The 17,224-nt window shown below is 58.5% G+C and carries 19 protein-coding genes; 11 read left to right on the top strand and 8 right to left on the bottom strand.

Annotated elements, in window-relative coordinates:
• Positions 1-4 precede the first annotated feature (4 nt).
• The 3 genes from SM753_RS17810 to SM753_RS17820 are packed head-to-tail and all read right to left on the bottom strand — an operon-like array spanning position 5 to position 4,044.
• On the bottom strand, positions 5-553 hold the full coding sequence (locus tag SM753_RS17810; RefSeq protein WP_222923982.1) for a TATA-box-binding protein: 549 nt from the start codon (positions 551-553) through the stop codon (positions 5-7).
• Between the two features lie 2 nt (positions 554-555).
• The gene (locus SM753_RS17815) at positions 556-1,068 is read right to left on the bottom strand and encodes a hypothetical protein (RefSeq protein ID WP_222923983.1); all 513 of its coding nucleotides are present in this window, start codon (positions 1,066-1,068) and stop codon (positions 556-558) included.
• A 33-nt stretch (positions 1,069-1,101) separates the two neighbouring features.
• Positions 1,102-4,044, bottom strand: a complete 2,943-nt coding sequence (locus SM753_RS17820) for an N-6 DNA methylase (protein ID WP_222923984.1) — start codon at positions 4,042-4,044, stop codon at positions 1,102-1,104.
• Between the two features lie 55 nt (positions 4,045-4,099).
• On the opposite strand from SM753_RS17820, the gene SM753_RS17825 reads away from it, so the two are divergent.
• Together SM753_RS17825 and SM753_RS17830 are read left to right on the top strand one after the other, a co-directional pair.
• Positions 4,100-4,348 carry a hypothetical protein gene (locus tag SM753_RS17825; RefSeq protein ID WP_222923985.1) on the top strand — a complete coding sequence of 83 codons (249 nt, stop codon included), beginning with the start codon at positions 4,100-4,102 and terminating at the stop codon, positions 4,346-4,348.
• A gap of 2 nt (positions 4,349-4,350) precedes the next feature.
• The gene (locus SM753_RS17830) at positions 4,351-4,797 is read left to right on the top strand and encodes a hypothetical protein (RefSeq protein ID WP_222923986.1); all 447 of its coding nucleotides are present in this window, start codon (positions 4,351-4,353) and stop codon (positions 4,795-4,797) included.
• 33 nt (positions 4,798-4,830) lie between these two features.
• Here SM753_RS17830 and SM753_RS17835 read toward each other — a convergent pair whose 3' ends face one another.
• A complete protein-coding gene (locus SM753_RS17835) occupies positions 4,831-5,826 on the bottom strand; it encodes a hypothetical protein (protein ID WP_323192653.1) in 996 nt (331 codons plus the stop codon).
• A 351-nt stretch (positions 5,827-6,177) separates the two neighbouring features.
• On the opposite strand from SM753_RS17835, the gene SM753_RS17840 reads away from it, so the two are divergent.
• Complete coding sequence (locus tag SM753_RS17840; protein WP_222923988.1) at positions 6,178-6,450, top strand: hypothetical protein; 273 nt, start codon at positions 6,178-6,180, stop codon at positions 6,448-6,450.
• Between the two features lie 84 nt (positions 6,451-6,534).
• Here SM753_RS17840 and SM753_RS17845 read toward each other — a convergent pair whose 3' ends face one another.
• Together SM753_RS17845 and SM753_RS17850 are read right to left on the bottom strand one after the other, a co-directional pair.
• Positions 6,535-7,230, bottom strand: coding sequence for a nucleotidyltransferase family protein (locus SM753_RS17845; protein WP_222923989.1), 696 nt, complete (start codon positions 7,228-7,230; stop codon positions 6,535-6,537).
• On the bottom strand, positions 7,227-7,901 hold the full coding sequence (locus tag SM753_RS17850; protein WP_222923990.1) for a helix-turn-helix domain-containing protein: 675 nt from the start codon (positions 7,899-7,901) through the stop codon (positions 7,227-7,229). Before SM753_RS17850 ends, SM753_RS17845 begins: the two co-directional genes overlap by 4 nt.
• Before the next feature lie 493 nt (positions 7,902-8,394).
• Between SM753_RS17850 and SM753_RS17855 the strand changes: the two genes are divergently transcribed.
• Positions 8,395-9,267: a ParA family protein gene (locus SM753_RS17855; RefSeq protein WP_004594451.1), complete on the top strand. Its 873-nt coding sequence runs from the start codon at positions 8,395-8,397 to the stop codon at positions 9,265-9,267.
• Entirely contained in the window at positions 9,260-9,745 is a 486-nt protein-coding gene (locus tag SM753_RS17860; RefSeq protein WP_121513335.1) for a hypothetical protein, read from the top strand. The genes SM753_RS17855 and SM753_RS17860 overlap by 8 nt, the downstream gene beginning before the upstream one ends.
• 285 nt (positions 9,746-10,030) lie before the next feature.
• Here SM753_RS17860 and SM753_RS17865 read toward each other — a convergent pair whose 3' ends face one another.
• Complete coding sequence (locus tag SM753_RS17865) at positions 10,031-10,450, bottom strand: RidA family protein (protein ID WP_135306283.1); 420 nt, start codon at positions 10,448-10,450, stop codon at positions 10,031-10,033.
• A 142-nt stretch (positions 10,451-10,592) separates the two neighbouring features.
• On the opposite strand from SM753_RS17865, the gene SM753_RS17870 reads away from it, so the two are divergent.
• The 6 genes from SM753_RS17870 (at position 10,593) to SM753_RS17895 (ending at position 16,520) form a co-directional block, all read left to right on the top strand.
• Positions 10,593-10,991 (top strand): metalloregulator ArsR/SmtB family transcription factor, encoded by a 399-nt coding sequence (locus SM753_RS17870; RefSeq protein WP_135306282.1) that lies wholly within the window; start codon positions 10,593-10,595, stop codon positions 10,989-10,991.
• Complete coding sequence (gene arsB, locus SM753_RS17875) at positions 10,984-12,150, top strand: ACR3 family arsenite efflux transporter (protein ID WP_135306281.1); 1,167 nt, start codon at positions 10,984-10,986, stop codon at positions 12,148-12,150. Before SM753_RS17870 ends, arsB begins: the two co-directional genes overlap by 8 nt.
• Positions 12,151-12,215: 65 nt before the next feature.
• Positions 12,216-12,635 (top strand): low molecular weight phosphatase family protein, encoded by a 420-nt coding sequence (locus SM753_RS17880; RefSeq protein WP_323192654.1) that lies wholly within the window; start codon positions 12,216-12,218, stop codon positions 12,633-12,635.
• Positions 12,628-13,068 (top strand): low molecular weight phosphatase family protein, encoded by a 441-nt coding sequence (locus SM753_RS17885; RefSeq protein ID WP_135306279.1) that lies wholly within the window; start codon positions 12,628-12,630, stop codon positions 13,066-13,068. The genes SM753_RS17880 and SM753_RS17885 overlap by 8 nt, the downstream gene beginning before the upstream one ends.
• A 104-nt stretch (positions 13,069-13,172) precedes the next feature.
• Positions 13,173-14,849, top strand: coding sequence for a transposase (locus SM753_RS17890; protein WP_136689350.1), 1,677 nt, complete (start codon positions 13,173-13,175; stop codon positions 14,847-14,849).
• Positions 14,850-15,287: 438 nt separating this feature from the next.
• Positions 15,288-16,520, top strand: a complete 1,233-nt coding sequence (locus SM753_RS17895) for a phage integrase SAM-like domain-containing protein (RefSeq protein ID WP_222923991.1) — start codon at positions 15,288-15,290, stop codon at positions 16,518-16,520.
• Between the two features lie 33 nt (positions 16,521-16,553).
• Here the strand turns inward: SM753_RS17895 and SM753_RS17900 are convergent, their stop codons facing one another.
• Positions 16,554-17,207: a hypothetical protein gene (locus tag SM753_RS17900; protein WP_004594625.1), complete on the bottom strand. Its 654-nt coding sequence runs from the start codon at positions 17,205-17,207 to the stop codon at positions 16,554-16,556.
• Between the last annotated feature and the right edge of the window lie 17 nt (positions 17,208-17,224).

Raw genomic sequence — 17,224 nt, forward strand, 5'->3', positions numbered from 1 at the left:
GGGGCTACGTGGACGCGATCTCGTCCACATGTTCCTTCAGCGTGTCGAGCGCGTACTCCGCCTCCTCTCTGCTCCAGCCGCCCGTCACGATCACCTTCCCCGAGCCGAACACCAACAGAACGCAATCGAACCTCTCGGGTCTGTACACCACGCCGGGGAATTGCTCCGGCTCGTACTCGGTGGACTCCAAGCCGAGTGAAACGGCCAGCGCAGACAGGTTCACGTCACGCTCGAGGTCAGTCATTAACACCGAGGTGACGTGCTCGAACTCGTACTCCGGCACGTCCACGCCGATCTCGTCCAGCACGTCGAGGAAGGTGTCCTCGGCGGCCGCCAGCTCGTCCTCCGACGCTGCGCCCCGGACTTGGAACGTGCCCGTGCGGTAGACCGTGTACGCCGGGCCGTCCTCGTCCAACCGCAGGGTGACGATGCTGTCGCTGGTGAAGTTCGCTTCGACTGATTGCCCGAGCGCGTTCTCAATCTCGGCCACGAGAGTCTCCAAGTCCACCTCGCGTCCGAGACTGCCGCTCCCCATCGTGCTGACCGTCTCCATCTCTACTCCCTGATGGCGTCGATGAACCCGTCCACGTCACCGTACTCGGCCTCGAGCGACTCCAGCCGCTCGTCGGTCACGCGGATGAAGCGGACGGGGAAGCGGTTGCCGTAGTCGAGCAGTTCCTGAACATCGTCGCCGCTCACCGAGACGGAAACCGGGTCATTGAGGAACACGAGCAAGTCCCAATCCCGGTTCTCGCTCTCGTCGGCGTCAAGAATCTCCTCCCGGATGGCGTCGCCCAACTCCGGGTTGTGCTCCTTCCCAGCAACCCTCGCCGCATACTCGTACTCGTTCTCGCGCGTGTAGAAGAGAAGCCAATCGCCCTCATCAATCGATTCCCACGCCGCCTCGATGGACGAGGTGAGACCCCACATGCGAGCGTTGTTTCCTCGGTCGACGTCCGAGTGGTTAGAGTAGAAGCTCCACCCGACACCGTCGAGAACCGTCCGCTCGAAGTACCTGTAGACACCGCCGCCCCGCGTCGCCGGCGCGAGATACAACTTACCGCTCATAACATCCTATAAACGGAAATCATACTTAAGCGGTCAGAAGTCGCTCAACGTCGTGCTTTCGCGGGCCTCTGACACGCCCGCGATGTCGATCACCTCGCGCTCCTCCTCGGCGCGATCAACCAGAACCTCGGTGTGCTGACCGGCGCCCTTCTCTCGCATCGTGATCATCAGCTCGACGGCCTGCTTCACGTCCTCTACCTTGTCCTCCAGCCCCATCGCCGACAGGACGGCCCGATCAAGCTCGTCGCGCTCCTCCTCGACATCCGACGCCTCAGGATCGGGGCCGTGCCGCTTCTCACCCTCGATCAACTCGTCGAACGCCTCGATGATGTCCTCGCGGTCGTCCTCGTCGATCTCGCGAGGGTCTAACAACGGCAAGTCCCGCGCCTCGTACAGCATCAGGTCAATCCTGTCCATCCCCTGACCGCCAGTCCACCTGCCGCCAAGCTCGGCGTTCAGATGCATCAGGCGGGTATTGAGGATGGCGCAGAGCAGCTTCGCGTCGACGCCCGCCTTTGGTTGCACGTTGTAGAACTTGTTCGTGCAGACGCCGTCGCTGTCCGCGGCCCACGAGGCACGGAACGTCCGCCACGTGAACTCCGGCACGAATATCGGCGGGTACGGGAGATCGCCGAGATCGAACCAGATGTCCCTCGACTTCATCGACGCCCGCTCGTGGTACCCCTGATCTTCGCCCCACCCAATGTACTCCACGAGCGTCTCGTGCCCGTTGTCCTTCAACCAGTCCTTCACCCGCGCCTCCTTGTCGGTGGTCATCACCGACTCGTCGTCGCCTGACGCGAACCGCTGCCCGATGTCCGACTGCGCCTCCTCCACGAGATCGTGCAGGTCAACCATCCGCCACTCCTCGCTGATCGGGCCGTCGAAGTCGATCTGCGTGATCTGCCCCGACGCCTTCAGCAGCGGCGTGGTGTACTCCTCGATGCCGAGATCTTCCACGTCCTCCGTCTTCCGGCAGAAAAACGGGTTGGCTCCCGTCTTTTTCCCGTACGAGAGATCGGCCACGTCGGACAGCTCGGTGTCCGTCTCGCCGAGGGCCTCGAAGTAGACTGGCGGCGCGATGAAGAACAGGTTCCATTTGTCCTCGCTGTACAGGTCTTCCTGCGTCCGAGTGACGAGTCGGTACTCGTCGGTGCGAATGATCTGCTCGGCCTCGTAATCGTCCTCGACGATCTCCACGATGTCGTCTATGTCGAGCGACTGCTTCACCCGCAGGAACTTCGTTGTGTTGTTGTCGCGCTCGCTCTGCGTCGGCTGCTTCTCGATGATGAGGACGGTCGAACCGATCAGCGCGTCCTCGAACGCCTGCTTGTCGAACTTGATGACCGCCTTGATCTCGTAGTTGTCGAGGATGAACTCTTGCAAGTCCTCACCGTACGACGTGTCCAGCCACCGGTCACTCGTGATGAAGCCGAGACGGCCACCGTCTCGAAGGAACTCGGTCGCGTGCGTGACGAAGTAGGCGTAGATGTCCGCCTTGCTCGATATATGGTCGGCATCAACGTACGGAAGGTGCCAGCGAACCCGTTCCTTGTCGTCTATGGACTCGTGGCGGATGTACGGCGGATTCCCGACGACTGCATCCATATCGTCCGGAGTCATAATGTACTCCTCGCTGGACTCACCGGACGCATCTCCAACCTCGCCCTCGTACTCTTCGGTGGCCGGAAGCACCTTGAAGAAGTCCTTCACCCGAATCTGCACGTTTTCGGTGTGTGACGAGAGGTCTTGGATGGCGAGGTTGATCGCCGAAAGGTGTGCCGGGAATCGGTTGATGTCGATTCCGTACAGGTCATCGAGGATTCGCGTGTGACTCCCCTGCGGTTTGGCCAGCATCTCGCGCTTCCGGTGGTAGGCCGAGACCGGGAAGCCACCCGAACCGCACGCAGGGTCAAGAACGTCGGCGTTCGCGTCGCGGATGGTGAGCCGCGTGATGAGATCACAGATCGCGGGCGGCGTGTAATACTCGCCCATATCGTGCCGCCTCTCGGCGGGGATCACACCCTCGTAAATCCGCCCGATCACGTCCGAGTCGAACTGCGTTAGGTCTTGATCGTCCAGCTCGATGATGAAGTCGCGGATGCGCCCGGCCACCGGATCGAGCGGAATCTCGCTGAAGACCTCGTCGTGCTCGAAGATGGCCTCGAAGTCAACGTTCTCCACCACGTCGGTGAAGTAGTCCTCCAAGTCCTCCTGCACCCGGTGAATGCTCACCGCCAGCGGCTTCACGTCATCGGCGTACGCATTCGAGTCTTCCAAAATTCGGTAGAAGATGATCTTGTTGACGATGAGGTACGCCGCCTGCTCCGCGAAGTTCTCCTGCACCTCCTCACGCTCGTCATCGTCCATCTCGTCGTACTCGAACCCCTGCGCCTCCACCCACTCGATGAAGTCACTCCGAAAATCCTCGCTCTCCTCGAGGTGGTCAGAGAGTGACGACTGCATCGGCGGCGTGATCTGCTCGTGCAGTGAACGAACCCGCTCGATGAAGGCGTCGTCGAGACTGTCCCACTTCGCCTCACCCTCCTCTAGCCGAGCGATCTCGTCCAGAATCGAGTCCGCGAACTTCTCCAGACTGCTGATCTCGTACGACTTGGTGCTCCGCTCGAGCAGTTGCGCACCCTCCTCGAACGTGTTGAACAGTACGAAGCGGTCACCGTTGAACGTCGCGAAGTACCGCGAGCCGATCTGCGCCGCGTAGGAGAACGCCTGCTTGATGACCTTCGGCGAGTAGGGGTCAATCTCCCGCTTGTTGCTCCCCTCCGGCTTCTTCGCCTCGATGGTCAGTACCGGCTCGTCGTCATCGTCGAAGACGATCAGGTCAGCAAAGCCATCGATGCCGTCACCGAACTCTGGGGAAACCGTCCCGTAAGTCCTGTTGCCCCGTCTTGGCCCGTCCTCGATCGCGTTCTGGAGATGGTGGTAAAGATCGAAGTGGATGGCGGCCTCGCTCATATCACCCATCTGCACAGTCCACCATTTAAGTTGTTTCGCAGAAAGTCGATGACAGATGGAGGACATCCCGCAAACGGCCGACGAACCCTACTCGCGGGGAGACGAGGTGCGGGTCTACCTCGGCCCCGACGATCCCGACTCGCGCCACCACGGGAAGACCGGGACGGTCGTTGATGTCCTCGAAGACTCTTTCGCCGAGGAAACCGAGCGCAATCTGGACTCATACTCGTACAGGATCGAAGTGGACGGTCGGGAACTCGACGTGTGGTTCCGCCATCGAGACCTCGTGCCGGAGACCGGGTGAAGATGGGGCGGAAAGCATCAATCTTCGTCAGAGTTTGGGGGAGACTCCTCCTCTACGGCACACTCCTCATCGGCGGTGCCGTGGCAGCCACCGGTGTGATAATGATCTTCTTCGTTTGGCCGTGGCTGACGGGTGCCTACCTGCACGGTGGCGTGAGCAACCTGCTGGCGGAGCAGCGGGTGATACCCTCCCCGTGGCCCATCGTCGGCTGGGCCTGGCTTCTCGTCGCCATCACAGGCGGGATCGCCCTCTATCAGACGCTCACCCTTGGAGACGACGACGGAGATGAGTGGGACGACGTGGAGCTGGAGCAACTGGGATGTTGTACGAGCTGTGGGGCCGAAATAGAACGACTCGTCGAGCAGGAGAGGAACACGGCGTACGACGAGGCCGTGAGAAAGTGCCCCGAGTGCGACGCCATCCTCGGAGTTGTCGGCACCACCGCGTGACCGCCGAGGACGCGTCGGAGTGTCCCACGAGCTCTATTCGTACTCGCTTTCCGGGCCGAAAATCTTCGGCGTCGCCAATCTGTCCTGCCACTCCGGCTCCACGCCCAACTCCCTCAGGATCACGAACATCACCATCTTCCGCATATCGACCAGAATGTCGTTGTTATTCTTCAAACGCGCCTCCTCGATGTGATGCAACACCTTGTTCCGGATTCCCCTCGCCTCGATGACAATCTCCTCCACCTCATCCATATCGAATCCCAAGTCCAAGTGCTCCACGTAGTCAAGTATCTTGACCTTCGAGCTGTCCTCGTAAATGTCGTTTCTGCCGAGCAACCACCTCAAGTGCCGCAACTGCGCGTCCGTGAACTCGTCCTCGAAGCCGTCCAACACAAACTCCCGAATCCTGGTCTGCTCACCCTCGTCAAACAGGGTCTCGCCGCGGGTCTTCTTAGTGCGATTGTAGTGCTTGTTTGCGTTCGCCTCCAGCACCATCCACAGACACGTGTGCTTCAACGCCATCACGTTGCTCGCCTCTGCCTCCAAGAACATCGAGATGTTCCTGAACACGTCTCTCCTGTCCGGCTCGCTTAGCTCATCCAACGTCTCCAAGGCCACCTCCACCAACGCCCCGATGTTTGCGTTCCAGCTTATCCCGCCTTCATAAACCGCCCTCACGAACCGCATCTGCGTGTTGTCCAGCGGGAACTGATACGTGCTCATCCGCCGAACTTTGTCAGGCGAACCCTCCGGGTGGTACGTGTCCCACCGCACGTCTCGACTCTGGAAAAACGAGTAAACGTACGTCAAGCATTCCGCCAGCTCCCTCGCCCGCTCCTCCTCGGCCTCAATGAAGCAGATGGCCGTCCGCCAGTACCCCGTCCTGTACTTGCTGCCGTCTTCAGTGCGCTCCTCTTCGAACCCTTCGACGCCCTCTATCGGTTCGATGCGGATCGGGAACGAGTCGCTGTCGTACACCTCATCTCTCGGAATGTACAGGTTCTGCATCTCGAAAACGTATGTTTCCATTTATACGGGAAATAGCAGATTGTGAAATATTACTGGTTTCGGTCCTCCACTTGTCGACAGGACTTTCCCACGACAGTTTGTCGAGCGTTCACCACACAGGGTAGCTGTCTTACGGATTCTTTGAATTATGATATTGCTGAGGATGCGTTCCACCATCTTCAGGAACACGAGACAACCCCACTCGAACATTAATATCTCTGGTTTCTCTGCGAAACCATATCTCTCGCAGTCCGTAAAACAACGCTTCTGAACACCTGCTTGTCGAACTGGCTGTCGGAGGTGGTAGTAGTCGATAGAATTCTTTCCAAGCCCGTCAGGTGTGATCGTCTTCAAAGCGCCCCTCATCCAAATATGATCTCAGACCCAGTGGATATTCTCGATGACCTGGCTGACCAGGTCGCCGAGGAATTCGAGGCGTACAGACAGCCGGACGAGTCCAAGGATGTCTCACTCGTGCTCAAGAACAACGACGAGGAGCGTTCGACGCTGATCGTCCACCTCGGTAGGGAGATTGCGGAGTCCCTTGCCGACCGCATTGATGAGTTCCTCCGCGAGCACGGAGCTCGAACTGAACGGGAACGACACTCAGCTACGGATGTCCGTGTGTTAGCGACGGTCGACTGACATCGCCCCTCCAATTTTTCGACTGACTGCAAGCGCCGCTGAAGGGCCCTATCTTCCCTTCCGAGCAAGGGGGTCCCGACCGCTTCAGCTCAGGTGGTTAATCTGTGCAGACAGATACTCTTGGAGAGCGGTGACCGTTTCTTCTGAGACTGCTGAGGCCCCGAAGTCACTCCGAAATCCGTGTTTGAGTTCGTCACTCTCCAAGATCTCCAGTCCACGCTCAAGCTGCTCTCGTAGCGCATCGTCGTCCCCTCGCCGAAGGTGAGGCGTGACAGCGTCGAGATCGATTTCTTCTGCGACTGCCAGGACGTCTCGGAGGTCCGTTTCTCTGCCGCTGTGGAGCTTTGCCGCCACGAGGACGGCCCCATCGATCACTCTGGCTGTCGTCGTCACTGTGCCTCCGCTCACCTCCTGTTGGTGGCTGTGGTCGTACAGGTAGTCGAACGACCACTGTGCCTTCGTCTGGCGACACGCGAGTCCGTTCACCAGGAGATCGAAGCCGATCGGCTGCTGCGGCGTGAGCCGCTTCTCGTACTCGATTACTTCGGTGTCGTAGAACCATTCTTTGGCGTGGCTGTCCGTTTTCTCGAATCCCCGCTGTTCGAGGAACTCGACGAAGTCAGCTTTGGAATCCGGCGCGACGACGATATCGAGATCCGTGGAGAAGCGAGCATTGAACGCTGAGACAGCGTAGCCGCCAACAAGAACGTACTCGTGACCCTGTTGGGTGAGCTCCTCGAGCAGCTCGATGAGTGCGTCACTTCGGTTGTTGAAGCTCATGGCTCTGCCCGTTCAGTCTCTCGATACGTGACGCCGAGGTCGAGGTCCTCGTACATCCGGTCGAGCATCGCCAGCGCCGACTGGAACTGGGCGTAGTTCTCGCGCATATACTCGATTGTCTCTGCTCTCGGGATCACCGGGTACCCTTCGACGTACTCGATATCGAGTGACGTGCGTGGCTCGAGGACGATCTGCAGCGGACCGTCCAACTCGTCTCCGGGCTGTCGCTCGAAAGCAGTGGGGAGGTCGAACGACTCGAAAAACGCCTCCCAGGCGTCGACGTCCTGCTCACGAACAGCGAGGAACAGTGGATAGTCATCCGGATTCCGCCCTACTTGGTAGCCGCCTTGGGTCCACACGTAGACGGCGTCGATCCGCGTAAACGCGAACGGCCAGTCGCCGAACTGTGGGATAACATAGGTTTCCTCGATGGAGGGTGGACTGACGCCGGCGCTGGCAGCGACGAGATCGAGCGCTGCGTCGCGTACGCGCTCGTCGACGACAGTGAGGCCGTCGTCATAGGAAACGTAGCCTGCGTCTTCCAGCCGATTGACGGCCTGTCTCACTGTCTCGTAGGGCGTGTGGAGGTGTTGGGCGACACGGCGGATTGAGTCACCACTCTCGATGGCGAGGATGACCTGCGCCGCGGTGTCGTCGAGCACCTCATACATCTGGTGGTTACCAATAATCCGGTAACAGTTAAAAGTCTTACTAGAGGACGGGGTAGACGGCTCTGTCTGAGTTCTATCACTCGGGATTCTCCCATTGAATGACTGAAGAATGTAGATATCATAGCCAATCTGCATAATGTGGATAATGTATATAATGCAAATTGGACTTCTTCAATTGGTTCGTGTGGGTGGCAAAGATTGCGATGAATACGTATGAAATGCTGATAATCTAAATTATGTAGATTGCGTAGGGTCGACGGTGAGTATGCCAATTGGGATTGTGCCAACAATCTACGTAATGTACAAAATGTAGATTGTGTAGATGGCGTACGCAATCTGTCTGACACAGAATTAAGGTGGACGAGCTTCATTGACCGCGTATGACCAGTGCAAAACGTACATTATCGACAAAACTCGCGCAACCTTCAACATCTACCCAATGTACATTACCTACAAAATGTACAAAATCCACTTCTTACGGGGGTGCTGAGCTATGAGTGCTGACGAGTTTGAAGGGCTCCCCGGAGCAGCTGTCTCGTTGCTCAAGGGAGGGGTAGGGAAATCCACGATCGCGCTCAACATCGCTGATCGACTCGCTGCTCGTGGCCATGAGACGGTACTATTGGATCTGGATAAGGACGGGCACATGACGACTCAGTTGGGATACGACGATGCGTACGACCGAGATGCGAACCTCGGTGACGCCCTTATCGATGGTGAGGACCCCGAAGACCTGCTTATCGAGACGGACTTCGGCGTTCACCTCCTCCCGTCGAGTAACGAGCTCGAGAATGTTGAGACGAGGCTGAAGGACGAACGGTTCGCAGACGTGAAGCTTCGGCGGAACGTTGTCGATCCGCTCATTCAAAACGGATACGACTACGTGATAATTGATGCCGCAGGCGGCCGTGGGAAACTCTCCGACAACGCCCTCATCGCCGTCCAGCGCGTCATAATCCCGCTAATCCCGCGTGCTGGCTCGATCAACGGCCTCAATAAGATGATTGAACGCCAGATCTCCCCAATCCGGCAGAATATCGGGTTGGATATCCTCGCAGTCACTCCGAATATGATTCGCGAAACAATGGGACAACGCAACGAGCATCGGACTCTCGTTGAAAATCTCAACCGGGAGTTCGGTTCATTCGTCCCCGAGTACGCTCGTGTGGACCCGGAGATCTTCGATGCCCTCGATGATTCGGGACGCACCATCGATAGTATTCCGAAGCCAGGGATTCGCGAACGGACCGCAATTTCCCGCGCCTTCAAGCAAGGAATGCCGGTCTCGGAGTTCGACGAAGATTGCGACCAGATCCCGAATTTCGATCACTTAGCGGACCTCGTGGAGGAACACAGCCATGCCTAATGAGGACGACCGTTTCGGGGACGTCGCTGAACAGCTCAAACAAACGGAGGAAGGAGCCGAATCGGATGACGACGAACGTACTGACGCCCAGGATGAACCGCAACCGGATGAAGAGATAACTACTGAGGACACAGAGTCGGAGACTGAGTCCATTCCTGAGCAGGATGAGGAGGATGTGGACGAATCCACCGGTGGACCGGCCTTCTCCTTTGATGAGACCGATATGCACGGCTTCTATGTCCGGGAGGACACGTGGGATGGCGTCACCCGGATGCGATCATCGGTAACTGCTGCGTGTTCTATGTTTGATGTTCCCGAGTTTGAGGGAAGAGAGTTTCAAGATGCGTGTCTCCGGGTAATTGCGGACCACGGTGATGAGGTTGCCCTCCAGATCCTCCGGGAGCGTGGTATCGAAGCCGATGAGGAACGTGTTCAGGAAGTTGTTGAGATGCTGAGCGAGCAAGCTACGAACGACTAACATTGGATTTGGCTGATTTTCCTCACCATTCAAATTTTGTGCGCATTGTACATTATGCAGATTGTGTAGCAAGCTATCTGCTTGCAGTCTTGCGATTATTCTCAGAACCGGGTCCGAACGGCGGTCGCGCAACAGTTGAGACTGGCAGTCTCAATGCATACGGTTCCGCTCGACTCTATTGGTATAGAATTGGGTAGATACTGGGCGGGATGAAACCGGTGGCGAACATCGCCCGTTTATCTGATCCAACTTATCCGTGAAGGTAGCTGCAACGACCTCTCGGCTCTATTCGATGGCGACGACGGCATCCACGGTAACTGCAGCATCGCCGAGCAGTTCACAGACGCCGATCGTCGTTCGGGCTGGATACGTCTCATCAAAGTACTGCTCATAGGCGTCATTCACACGCTCGTATGCATCCATCTCAGCGAGATACAGGGTGAGCTGCAGAACGTCACTCATTTCTTTCCCGTGCCGTTCAAGCTGGGTTTCGAGGTTTCCTAAACACAATTCGAGCTGACGCACAGGGGATGCATCGCTCGCGATCCGGTCTCCATCCTCCGGCAGTTGGCCTTCGATGAAGAGGAGGTCCGAATCTCCCGTTTTCTTGCCATAGCCGCCGATAAATTTTGTTCCGTCACGCTGCTTGCGGCTACTCTCACTGGCACGACTTAGCTGTGATTCGGTCACTGAGTTCGCCTCCATATTTTGATTTAGAGTATATTCAAGTATAATGTTTTCCGTCTGTTCTCGATTCTCGAGCACCACCGCACTGTGAGGCGCTTGAGTGAACAATACCTCGGCTATACCGCAACAATTAATTGAGAATCTACTCAAGTCGATATTGATGGCACAAACTACAGAACGACTTCGCCGCTATCTCGATGATGAACTCGGGGAGTGTCGCAACGAGGATGTTGAGCGCCGCCTCGACGAACTCAGCACCCTCGAAGCAGCACTCGGGACAGCGCAGGTGAACGCTGAACTCGATGTGCTCTCAGCACTCTCCAACGAGACACGATATACGCTCGTCCGTGTGCTCGTTGCCGCACAAGAGGAACTCTGCGTCTGTGAACTGAATGCGGTCGTCGACGTGACCGAGAGCGGGCTCAGCCACGCGCTCTCGAAACTTCTCGATGCAGGACTCGTTTCGGGCCGAAAAGATGGCCGGTGGAAGAAGTACCGTGCAACAAACCGGGCTGTCGCGCTTATCACTGTCCTCGAGGGGAGCGTGACCGATGAGTAACGTCGATGCTCACGACCATGGGCCGAACTGCGACTGTGAGAGCTGTGGCGACCCGCGGTCGATGGACTTCCTCGATAAGTACCTCACCGTCTGGATTCTCGGTGCGATGGCCGTCGGCGTGGGACTCGGATTCGTCGCCCCGTCGGTAACCCAGCCGATTCAGGACTTCCATCTCGTCGAAATCGGCCTCATCGCGATGATGTATCCGCCGCTGGCGAAGGCTGACTACTCCCAACTGCGGGCCGTGTTCAGCAACTGGCGTGTGCTCGGACTAAGCCTAATTCAAAACTGGTTGATCGGCCCGACGCTTATGTTCGGACTCGCTGTGATCTTCTTCAGTGGACTCGTGCCTGGCCTGCCTGCTCGTCCCGAGTTCTTCCTCGGCCTCGTGTTCATCGGAATGGCCCGCTGTATCGCGATGGTCCTCGTCTGGAACGAACTCGCAGAAGGCTCGACGGAGTACGTGACTGGGCTGGTCGCGTTCAACAGCCTCTTCCAGATCGTCACGTACGGTGTCTACGTCTGGTTCTTCGGGCTATTCCTCCCGCCACTGCTCGGGATGGAAACGCTCGTCGCGGGCATCGAGACGTTCAATGTGACGCCGATGCAGGTGTTCCAGGCGATCGTTATTTTCCTCGGCATCCCGTTCATCGGCGGGTTCCTCACGCGGTACATCGGCACGCGAGCCAAGAGCGAGGAGTGGTACGACGAGACGTTGGTCCCCAAGATCGACCCAGTCACGCTCGTTGCGCTCCTCTTTACGGTCATCGTGATGTTCGCCACGCAAGGCGAGAACATCGTCGCCTCGCCCGGTGACGTCCTCCTGATCGCCGTCCCGCTGACGATCTACTTCGTCGTGATGTTCCTCGTCAGCTTCGGGATGGGTAGGGGCATCGGCGCGGATTACTCGACGACGACGGCCATTGGGTTCACCGCCGCCTCGAACAACTTCGAACTCGCGATTGCGGTGGCGGTCGCGGTGTTCGGTGTCGGCTCCGGCGTCGCCTTCACCACCGTCGTCGGCCCGCTCATCGAGGTCCCGGTCCTATTAGCGTTGGTCAACGTGGCGCTGTACTTCCAGCGCAAGTTCGACTGGAGTGGTGCCACAACCGGACAGCTCAGCACCTCTTCCTCCCCACCGCCCGCTGAAGACGACTGATGGGGGAGCCACTGATGGTATCACACACAGACACCCTCGGTCCGCTTCGCCTCGGGTTCGTCTGCGTGCAGAACGCAGGCCGGAGCCAGATCGCCGCCGCGCTCGCCGAAACCCAAGTTCAGGTTCAGATGCGAAGTGACATCGAGATCGTTTCTGGTGGGACCGATCCCGCTGTCGCGATACATCCGACCGTCATAGAGGTGATGTCTGAGAAAGGCTACGACTTATCTGACCGGTCACCGACGAAGATCACCCGTGAGTCGCTCGAGGCGTGCGATTTTATCGTATTGATGGGCTGTGCACTGTCAATCGAGGACCTTCCACCCGGAGTCGTCGTTCGAGACTGGGGGTTTGTCGACCCAGTAGACTCCGATCGGGAGTCTGTCTGGGCGATCAGTACCGAAATCGAACAGCAGGTGATCGAACTTTTCGACGAGCTGCCGACACAGGCGGAGCGTCGCGCGAACTACGTAACACATGAATGAGAACACAGAATCCGAACCGCTGAGAATTGCCTTCGTCTGCGTGCAGAACGCAGGTCGCTCGCAGATGGCCTACGCGCTCGCACAGCGAGAAGTTGAACAGCGAGGACTCCAGGACGAAATCGAAATCATAACTGGTGGAACACGCCCTGCTGACCATGTCCACGACGAGGTGGTTCGGGCGATGCACGCAGTTGGCATCGATATCTCGGGACGGACACCTCGGGAGATCGCGTTCGAGGAAACACAGGGGAGCGATTACGTCATCACGATGGGTTGTTCGGCCGACGACGTCTGTCCCGCGGGATGGGCGGGCGAGAACCGTGACTGGAATCTCGACGACCCGGACGGGAAGTCGGCTGCTGAGGTCGGTCGCATCCGCGACGAAATCGAACGACGGGTAAACGACCTCTTCGATGAACTCGGATCGACGTAGCAACCCTCGTCACACCGATCGGTACCTGCGGTGTTGATCTCGTTGTTCTATCTTAGACGCAGATATGAGGCACTCTTGACCCTGTTTTGGCTCAACACTTGGTAATGTCCCAATCCCCAAAGTCTAACCGAACCGTGTTTCGTCGGATTGCACGGCAGTCACACGTTGATTATCCGGTGTATGATTCGACACCACTGTACGATAGAACCTCACTTGCAGGATTGGAATCGGATATTCGCGTTGTCTCGGCGACGTGGTTCAGACACGATAGCCACGTCTCAGTCGAGGAGTTCGTCTGTGAACTCCCGCTAGCCTACTTTCGGTTCAACACGCATGACTGCTATGGAGGGCTAACACGCTACGAGATGGACACGCTCTTTCGCGTGTTCGTCCTGAAGGAACTTCACGGATGGGACCACGAAACACCCCTGGTCGAGTATCTCGGTTCTCACCCAAAACTCAGTGAGGGAATCGGGTTGGACACGGTTCCTGATCAGTCGACGCTGTGGCGCAGCTGGAACCAACGCTTCACCACAGACCTTCGCGAAACCGTCGAGACCGCTGCTCGAACGATTCTGATTAAGGCTCAGAATGCGGGCGTCGATGTTCCCCATGAACCAGAGCGAAAGCTGCAACACCGCCTCGACGATTCTGACGAGCCGGAACCGGACGACCAGACTGTCTTGGACCAGGCGGAGAAGCTCACTGACCACGTCAGCCGCGTCGTCTTCCCAGCGTTCTCGTTGGACCGTGGTGGGGGCTGTGAGATCCACGAGAACGCGTACTGGGACTTACAAACGTATCTGGGGCTCCGAGAGAACTTAGCCGCAAATGAAGGCGCTCGCAGCTTCGTCTACGAGTCGACCCGGAAGAGAACACCACTCGGTCACACCCATCGCGAGCACATTCGAGATCTCTCGATCGAACAGATTCGGGAAATGTATCGGCAGGCTATCGGCCAATTGTTGGGTGAGGTAGCAGCGACGGAGGAGTTCTTCCGAGCAGGGGTCGTCGCCATCGACATCACCGAAGCCGATCCGTTCACGGGCGACCGAACCGGCCACGAAGACGAGATTATCGGGACGAAAGAGCAGACCGACGAGTATGCCTATCAGTGGGCAACGGTCCAGCTGGTCGGGAACGCCGTCCCAATCGTGCTGGACGCGCGCCCGGTACGGAAAGGCGAGTCACGAAAGGAGATCGTCGAGGACCTGCTGGATTCGGCTGAAGAGCTCGTCCACGTCGATAACTTGCTGATGGACCGAGAGTTCGACAGTCAGCACGTCTTGGAGAGGATCAGCCAGCGCGGGCTCTCTTACGTCGTTCCGAAGCGGATGCAGACCAGCGAGAAAGCCCAGGCCAAGCGGTTGCTCCAGCGTGACAAGGATCGGTATGAAACCGACCGGAAACTCCATCTCGGAAAGAACGAGTGGCACCAGACGACGCTGATCTATCGTCGAAAAGAGGACTCAGAGCACGACGACCATCGACAGTATTCAGTGTTCATGACGAATTGCGGGAGTGGTCACCTCACGGAGTACGGCGATCGCTGGGAGATCGAGAGCGGGTACCGGTCGATCAAGCGGTTCATGGCGGCGACGACGTCGAAAGATTTCGGGCTACGGTTCTTCTACTTCGCATTCGCGTGTCTCCTGTACTCAATCTGGCGTGCCGTTGATCTGCTTGTACAGGTCGAGTTGACTGGTGAGTACGAACACTCCCCGATGGTGACGGCTGACAACACGCTGACACTGTTGAAGAAAGAGACTGGAATCGGGTAGTGAGCAACTCTGTTCGGGTTAGCGTGCCGCTAAGTGGCTACGCTGCTGGAAGTCTCGAAAATTTGCCCATGTGATTGAGTATGTGACAGGAATAGCCGCTTGGAAAGCCATCTGGAGCAGTTTTCGCTGGCCGAATCGGTCAAATTCACGCATCACAGCCCTGCTAAACCCCCTGTAGTCTCAACTGTTCCCGGCTCAGTTTTGGTATAGCGATATATGGTTTATAGTTGGACGATTTGGCTTATTAGGGCTTGTAATTCCGGAAAACGACACTTTGGGTTGATGCCTGGTTGGTTGTGATTAGAATAGTAATCACGACCACTTTGAAGTACCCCGGCGCCGTCGGTGAAGCACGAATGCTGCAACCGCCTCACGACGACGCTTCCCCCAGGGTAGAGGACCCGAGACCGGGGCTGCAGGACGGTGGAGGGCCGGTGAATGCCTGACCGAGCGCTTTCGACGCCGCTCGACGACAGCTTCGAGCGCTACCTCCAAGACAAGGGGAAAGGCCGGGGCGGCGGCGGTGGGAACTATCGACGTAACGCTGCACGCGAGCTCGAACGGTTCGCCGAGTGGGCCGCCGGCGACCGCGGCGCCGACGACTGGACCGGGATCGCCGACGACGTCGGCCGCGAGCCGACCTTCGACGATCTCGACGAACGCGTGTTCCGGGAGTACGCCCGACATCTCGGTGGAGATCGGGGACTCAAGCAGAACACAGTACAAACCTATTACCGCTATATCTCTGCGTGGTGTGGCTGGTGCGTCAACGAGGGATATCTTGAGGCCCACTACGCGCAGCGAGCGAGTGCGATGGCGCCGCTGCCGGAGGACGACGGCCGCAAGCCCGGCGACCAGCAGGCCTGGACGTCTGAACAGCGCCACGCCCTCACCCGCCACGTCGACGAACGGGCCCGCGACGCTGTCGAGGCGTACACGACACTCCCAGAGGATACTGACCCCCTCGACAAGCAGCGAGCACGCTACGCGGCGCTGAAGGCGACTCGTGACCGGGCTCTGGTGTTCGTTCTCGCGTACACAGCTGTCCGCGTCGGCGAACTGCTCCGGGATCCGAACGACCCGCGCCGGCGCGGCGTCCGCTGGGAGGACCTCTCGCTCGACGACGGGAGCATGGACGTCTACCGGAAGAAACAGCAGTGGGACGCCGCCAGTCTTCCCGATCCGGTGATCTCGCCGCTCCGGAGCTATCGCCAGCTGATGGATCCGCCGACGGAGCGCTGGCCGGTGTTTCCGACGTTTGACCAACGGACGCTCGCAGAGCTCGTCCGGGAAGAGCTAGCCGAACGAGGGGAACGCCCAGAAGCAATCATTGAACGCCGTGCGGAGTACGCTCGCGACCTGCTGCTGGCGCTCGATGTGGACATTCGGCCGCCGTCGATCACGACGGACGGCGCACGGTCGATTCTCCAACGACTCTCGGAGGCCGCGGAGATCGACATCGACCATCCGAAACACGATTATCTTGCTCCGCACGGTGGCCGTCGTGGCATGGGCGAGGTTCTGGTCCGGGCATTCGGATATACTGTGGCGGCCCGATATCTCGATAATTCTGAGGAGATGGTTCGTGAGCGGTACTCGCATATCGAGGCTGGTGAGTTAGGTGATGTCGCTACTGAGGCCCTTGAGGAGATCGATAGTGTACCGCAGTAACTTATTTCGAGTGAGAGGGGTAGACCGTCGCGTTCACACCGCGTCGACGGTGAACAGCGAGTCGTCGCTGAGGACGACCTGTACCCGGCGGTGCCAGGCGTCAGCGAAAGCCTCTCGTTGCTGGTCAGTTGCCGATTCGTCGAGAATCCCTTGGAGGTTCCCGATTGCGGGTCCACCGTCAGGAACGTCGCTGACGTGGTAGGTCACTTCGACGGTCTCGTCCGTGTCGGTTCGCCGGAACCGGAACGTCGGGTCCGCCGTGTCCGGGTCGAACGCGTCGAAGCGCAGGAGGTCGCGGCGGCCGCCATAGCCGCCGGCGAGCCCGCTGAATCCGTCATCGCCGGTCGCGCCAGTCACGTACGAGATGATGCGGCTCATCACGCCGTACGCGGCATCGTCCTGCGGGCCGGCCGTCTGGACCTCGATTTCGCTCCGGACTGGATAGTCGTCGGGATACAGGGCGTCGAGCCCGAGCTGGACGATCCGATAGGCACCCGAGGCTGTCGGACAGGAGTGTCCGGCTTCTTTCACCGCGTCCCGGTAGGTGACGACGAACGGCTCGCCCGGTTCGAGGACGCCGAGGGCCTCCGCGACGGGGTCGCGGATTTCGATCGGGTCGGCGTCGTAGTCGACCTGCCAATTGGTTCTCGTCTGGGTCGTGTCAGTCGCAGTCGAATTCGATGTCATGAGTTGTGGTTGTGATC

Source organism: Halostella sp. PRR32, from assembly GCF_034808085.1.
Classification (GTDB): Archaea; Halobacteriota; Halobacteria; order Halobacteriales; family Natronoarchaeaceae; genus Halostella; species Halostella pelagica.

What these genes read in the sequence shown, in the direction of transcription:
- SM753_RS17810 (WP_222923982.1), bottom strand. Translation starts at nt 553, where the DNA reads ATGGAGACGGTCAGCACGATGGGGAGCGGCAGTCTCGGACGCGAGGTG.
- SM753_RS17815 (WP_222923983.1), bottom strand. Translation starts at nt 1,068, where the DNA reads ATGAGCGGTAAGTTGTATCTCGCGCCGGCGACGCGGGGCGGCGGTGTC.
- SM753_RS17820 (WP_222923984.1), bottom strand. Translation starts at nt 4,044, where the DNA reads ATGAGCGAGGCCGCCATCCACTTCGATCTTTACCACCATCTCCAGAAC.
- SM753_RS17825 (WP_222923985.1), top strand. Translation starts at nt 4,100, where the DNA reads ATGGAGGACATCCCGCAAACGGCCGACGAACCCTACTCGCGGGGAGAC.
- SM753_RS17830 (WP_222923986.1), top strand. Translation starts at nt 4,351, where the DNA reads ATGGGGCGGAAAGCATCAATCTTCGTCAGAGTTTGGGGGAGACTCCTC.
- SM753_RS17835 (WP_323192653.1), bottom strand. Translation starts at nt 5,826, where the DNA reads ATGGAAACATACGTTTTCGAGATGCAGAACCTGTACATTCCGAGAGAT.
- SM753_RS17840 (WP_222923988.1), top strand. Translation starts at nt 6,178, where the DNA reads ATGATCTCAGACCCAGTGGATATTCTCGATGACCTGGCTGACCAGGTC.
- SM753_RS17845 (WP_222923989.1), bottom strand. Translation starts at nt 7,230, where the DNA reads ATGAGCTTCAACAACCGAAGTGACGCACTCATCGAGCTGCTCGAGGAG.
- SM753_RS17850 (WP_222923990.1), bottom strand. Translation starts at nt 7,901, where the DNA reads ATGTATGAGGTGCTCGACGACACCGCGGCGCAGGTCATCCTCGCCATC.
- SM753_RS17855 (WP_004594451.1), top strand. Translation starts at nt 8,395, where the DNA reads ATGAGTGCTGACGAGTTTGAAGGGCTCCCCGGAGCAGCTGTCTCGTTG.
- SM753_RS17860 (WP_121513335.1), top strand. Translation starts at nt 9,260, where the DNA reads ATGCCTAATGAGGACGACCGTTTCGGGGACGTCGCTGAACAGCTCAAA.
- SM753_RS17865 (WP_135306283.1), bottom strand. Translation starts at nt 10,450, where the DNA reads ATGGAGGCGAACTCAGTGACCGAATCACAGCTAAGTCGTGCCAGTGAG.
- SM753_RS17870 (WP_135306282.1), top strand. Translation starts at nt 10,593, where the DNA reads ATGGCACAAACTACAGAACGACTTCGCCGCTATCTCGATGATGAACTC.
- arsB (WP_135306281.1), top strand. Translation starts at nt 10,984, where the DNA reads ATGAGTAACGTCGATGCTCACGACCATGGGCCGAACTGCGACTGTGAG.
- SM753_RS17885 (WP_135306279.1), top strand. Translation starts at nt 12,628, where the DNA reads ATGAATGAGAACACAGAATCCGAACCGCTGAGAATTGCCTTCGTCTGC.
- SM753_RS17890 (WP_136689350.1), top strand. Translation starts at nt 13,173, where the DNA reads ATGTCCCAATCCCCAAAGTCTAACCGAACCGTGTTTCGTCGGATTGCA.
- SM753_RS17895 (WP_222923991.1), top strand. Translation starts at nt 15,288, where the DNA reads ATGCCTGACCGAGCGCTTTCGACGCCGCTCGACGACAGCTTCGAGCGC.
- SM753_RS17900 (WP_004594625.1), bottom strand. Translation starts at nt 17,207, where the DNA reads ATGACATCGAATTCGACTGCGACTGACACGACCCAGACGAGAACCAAT.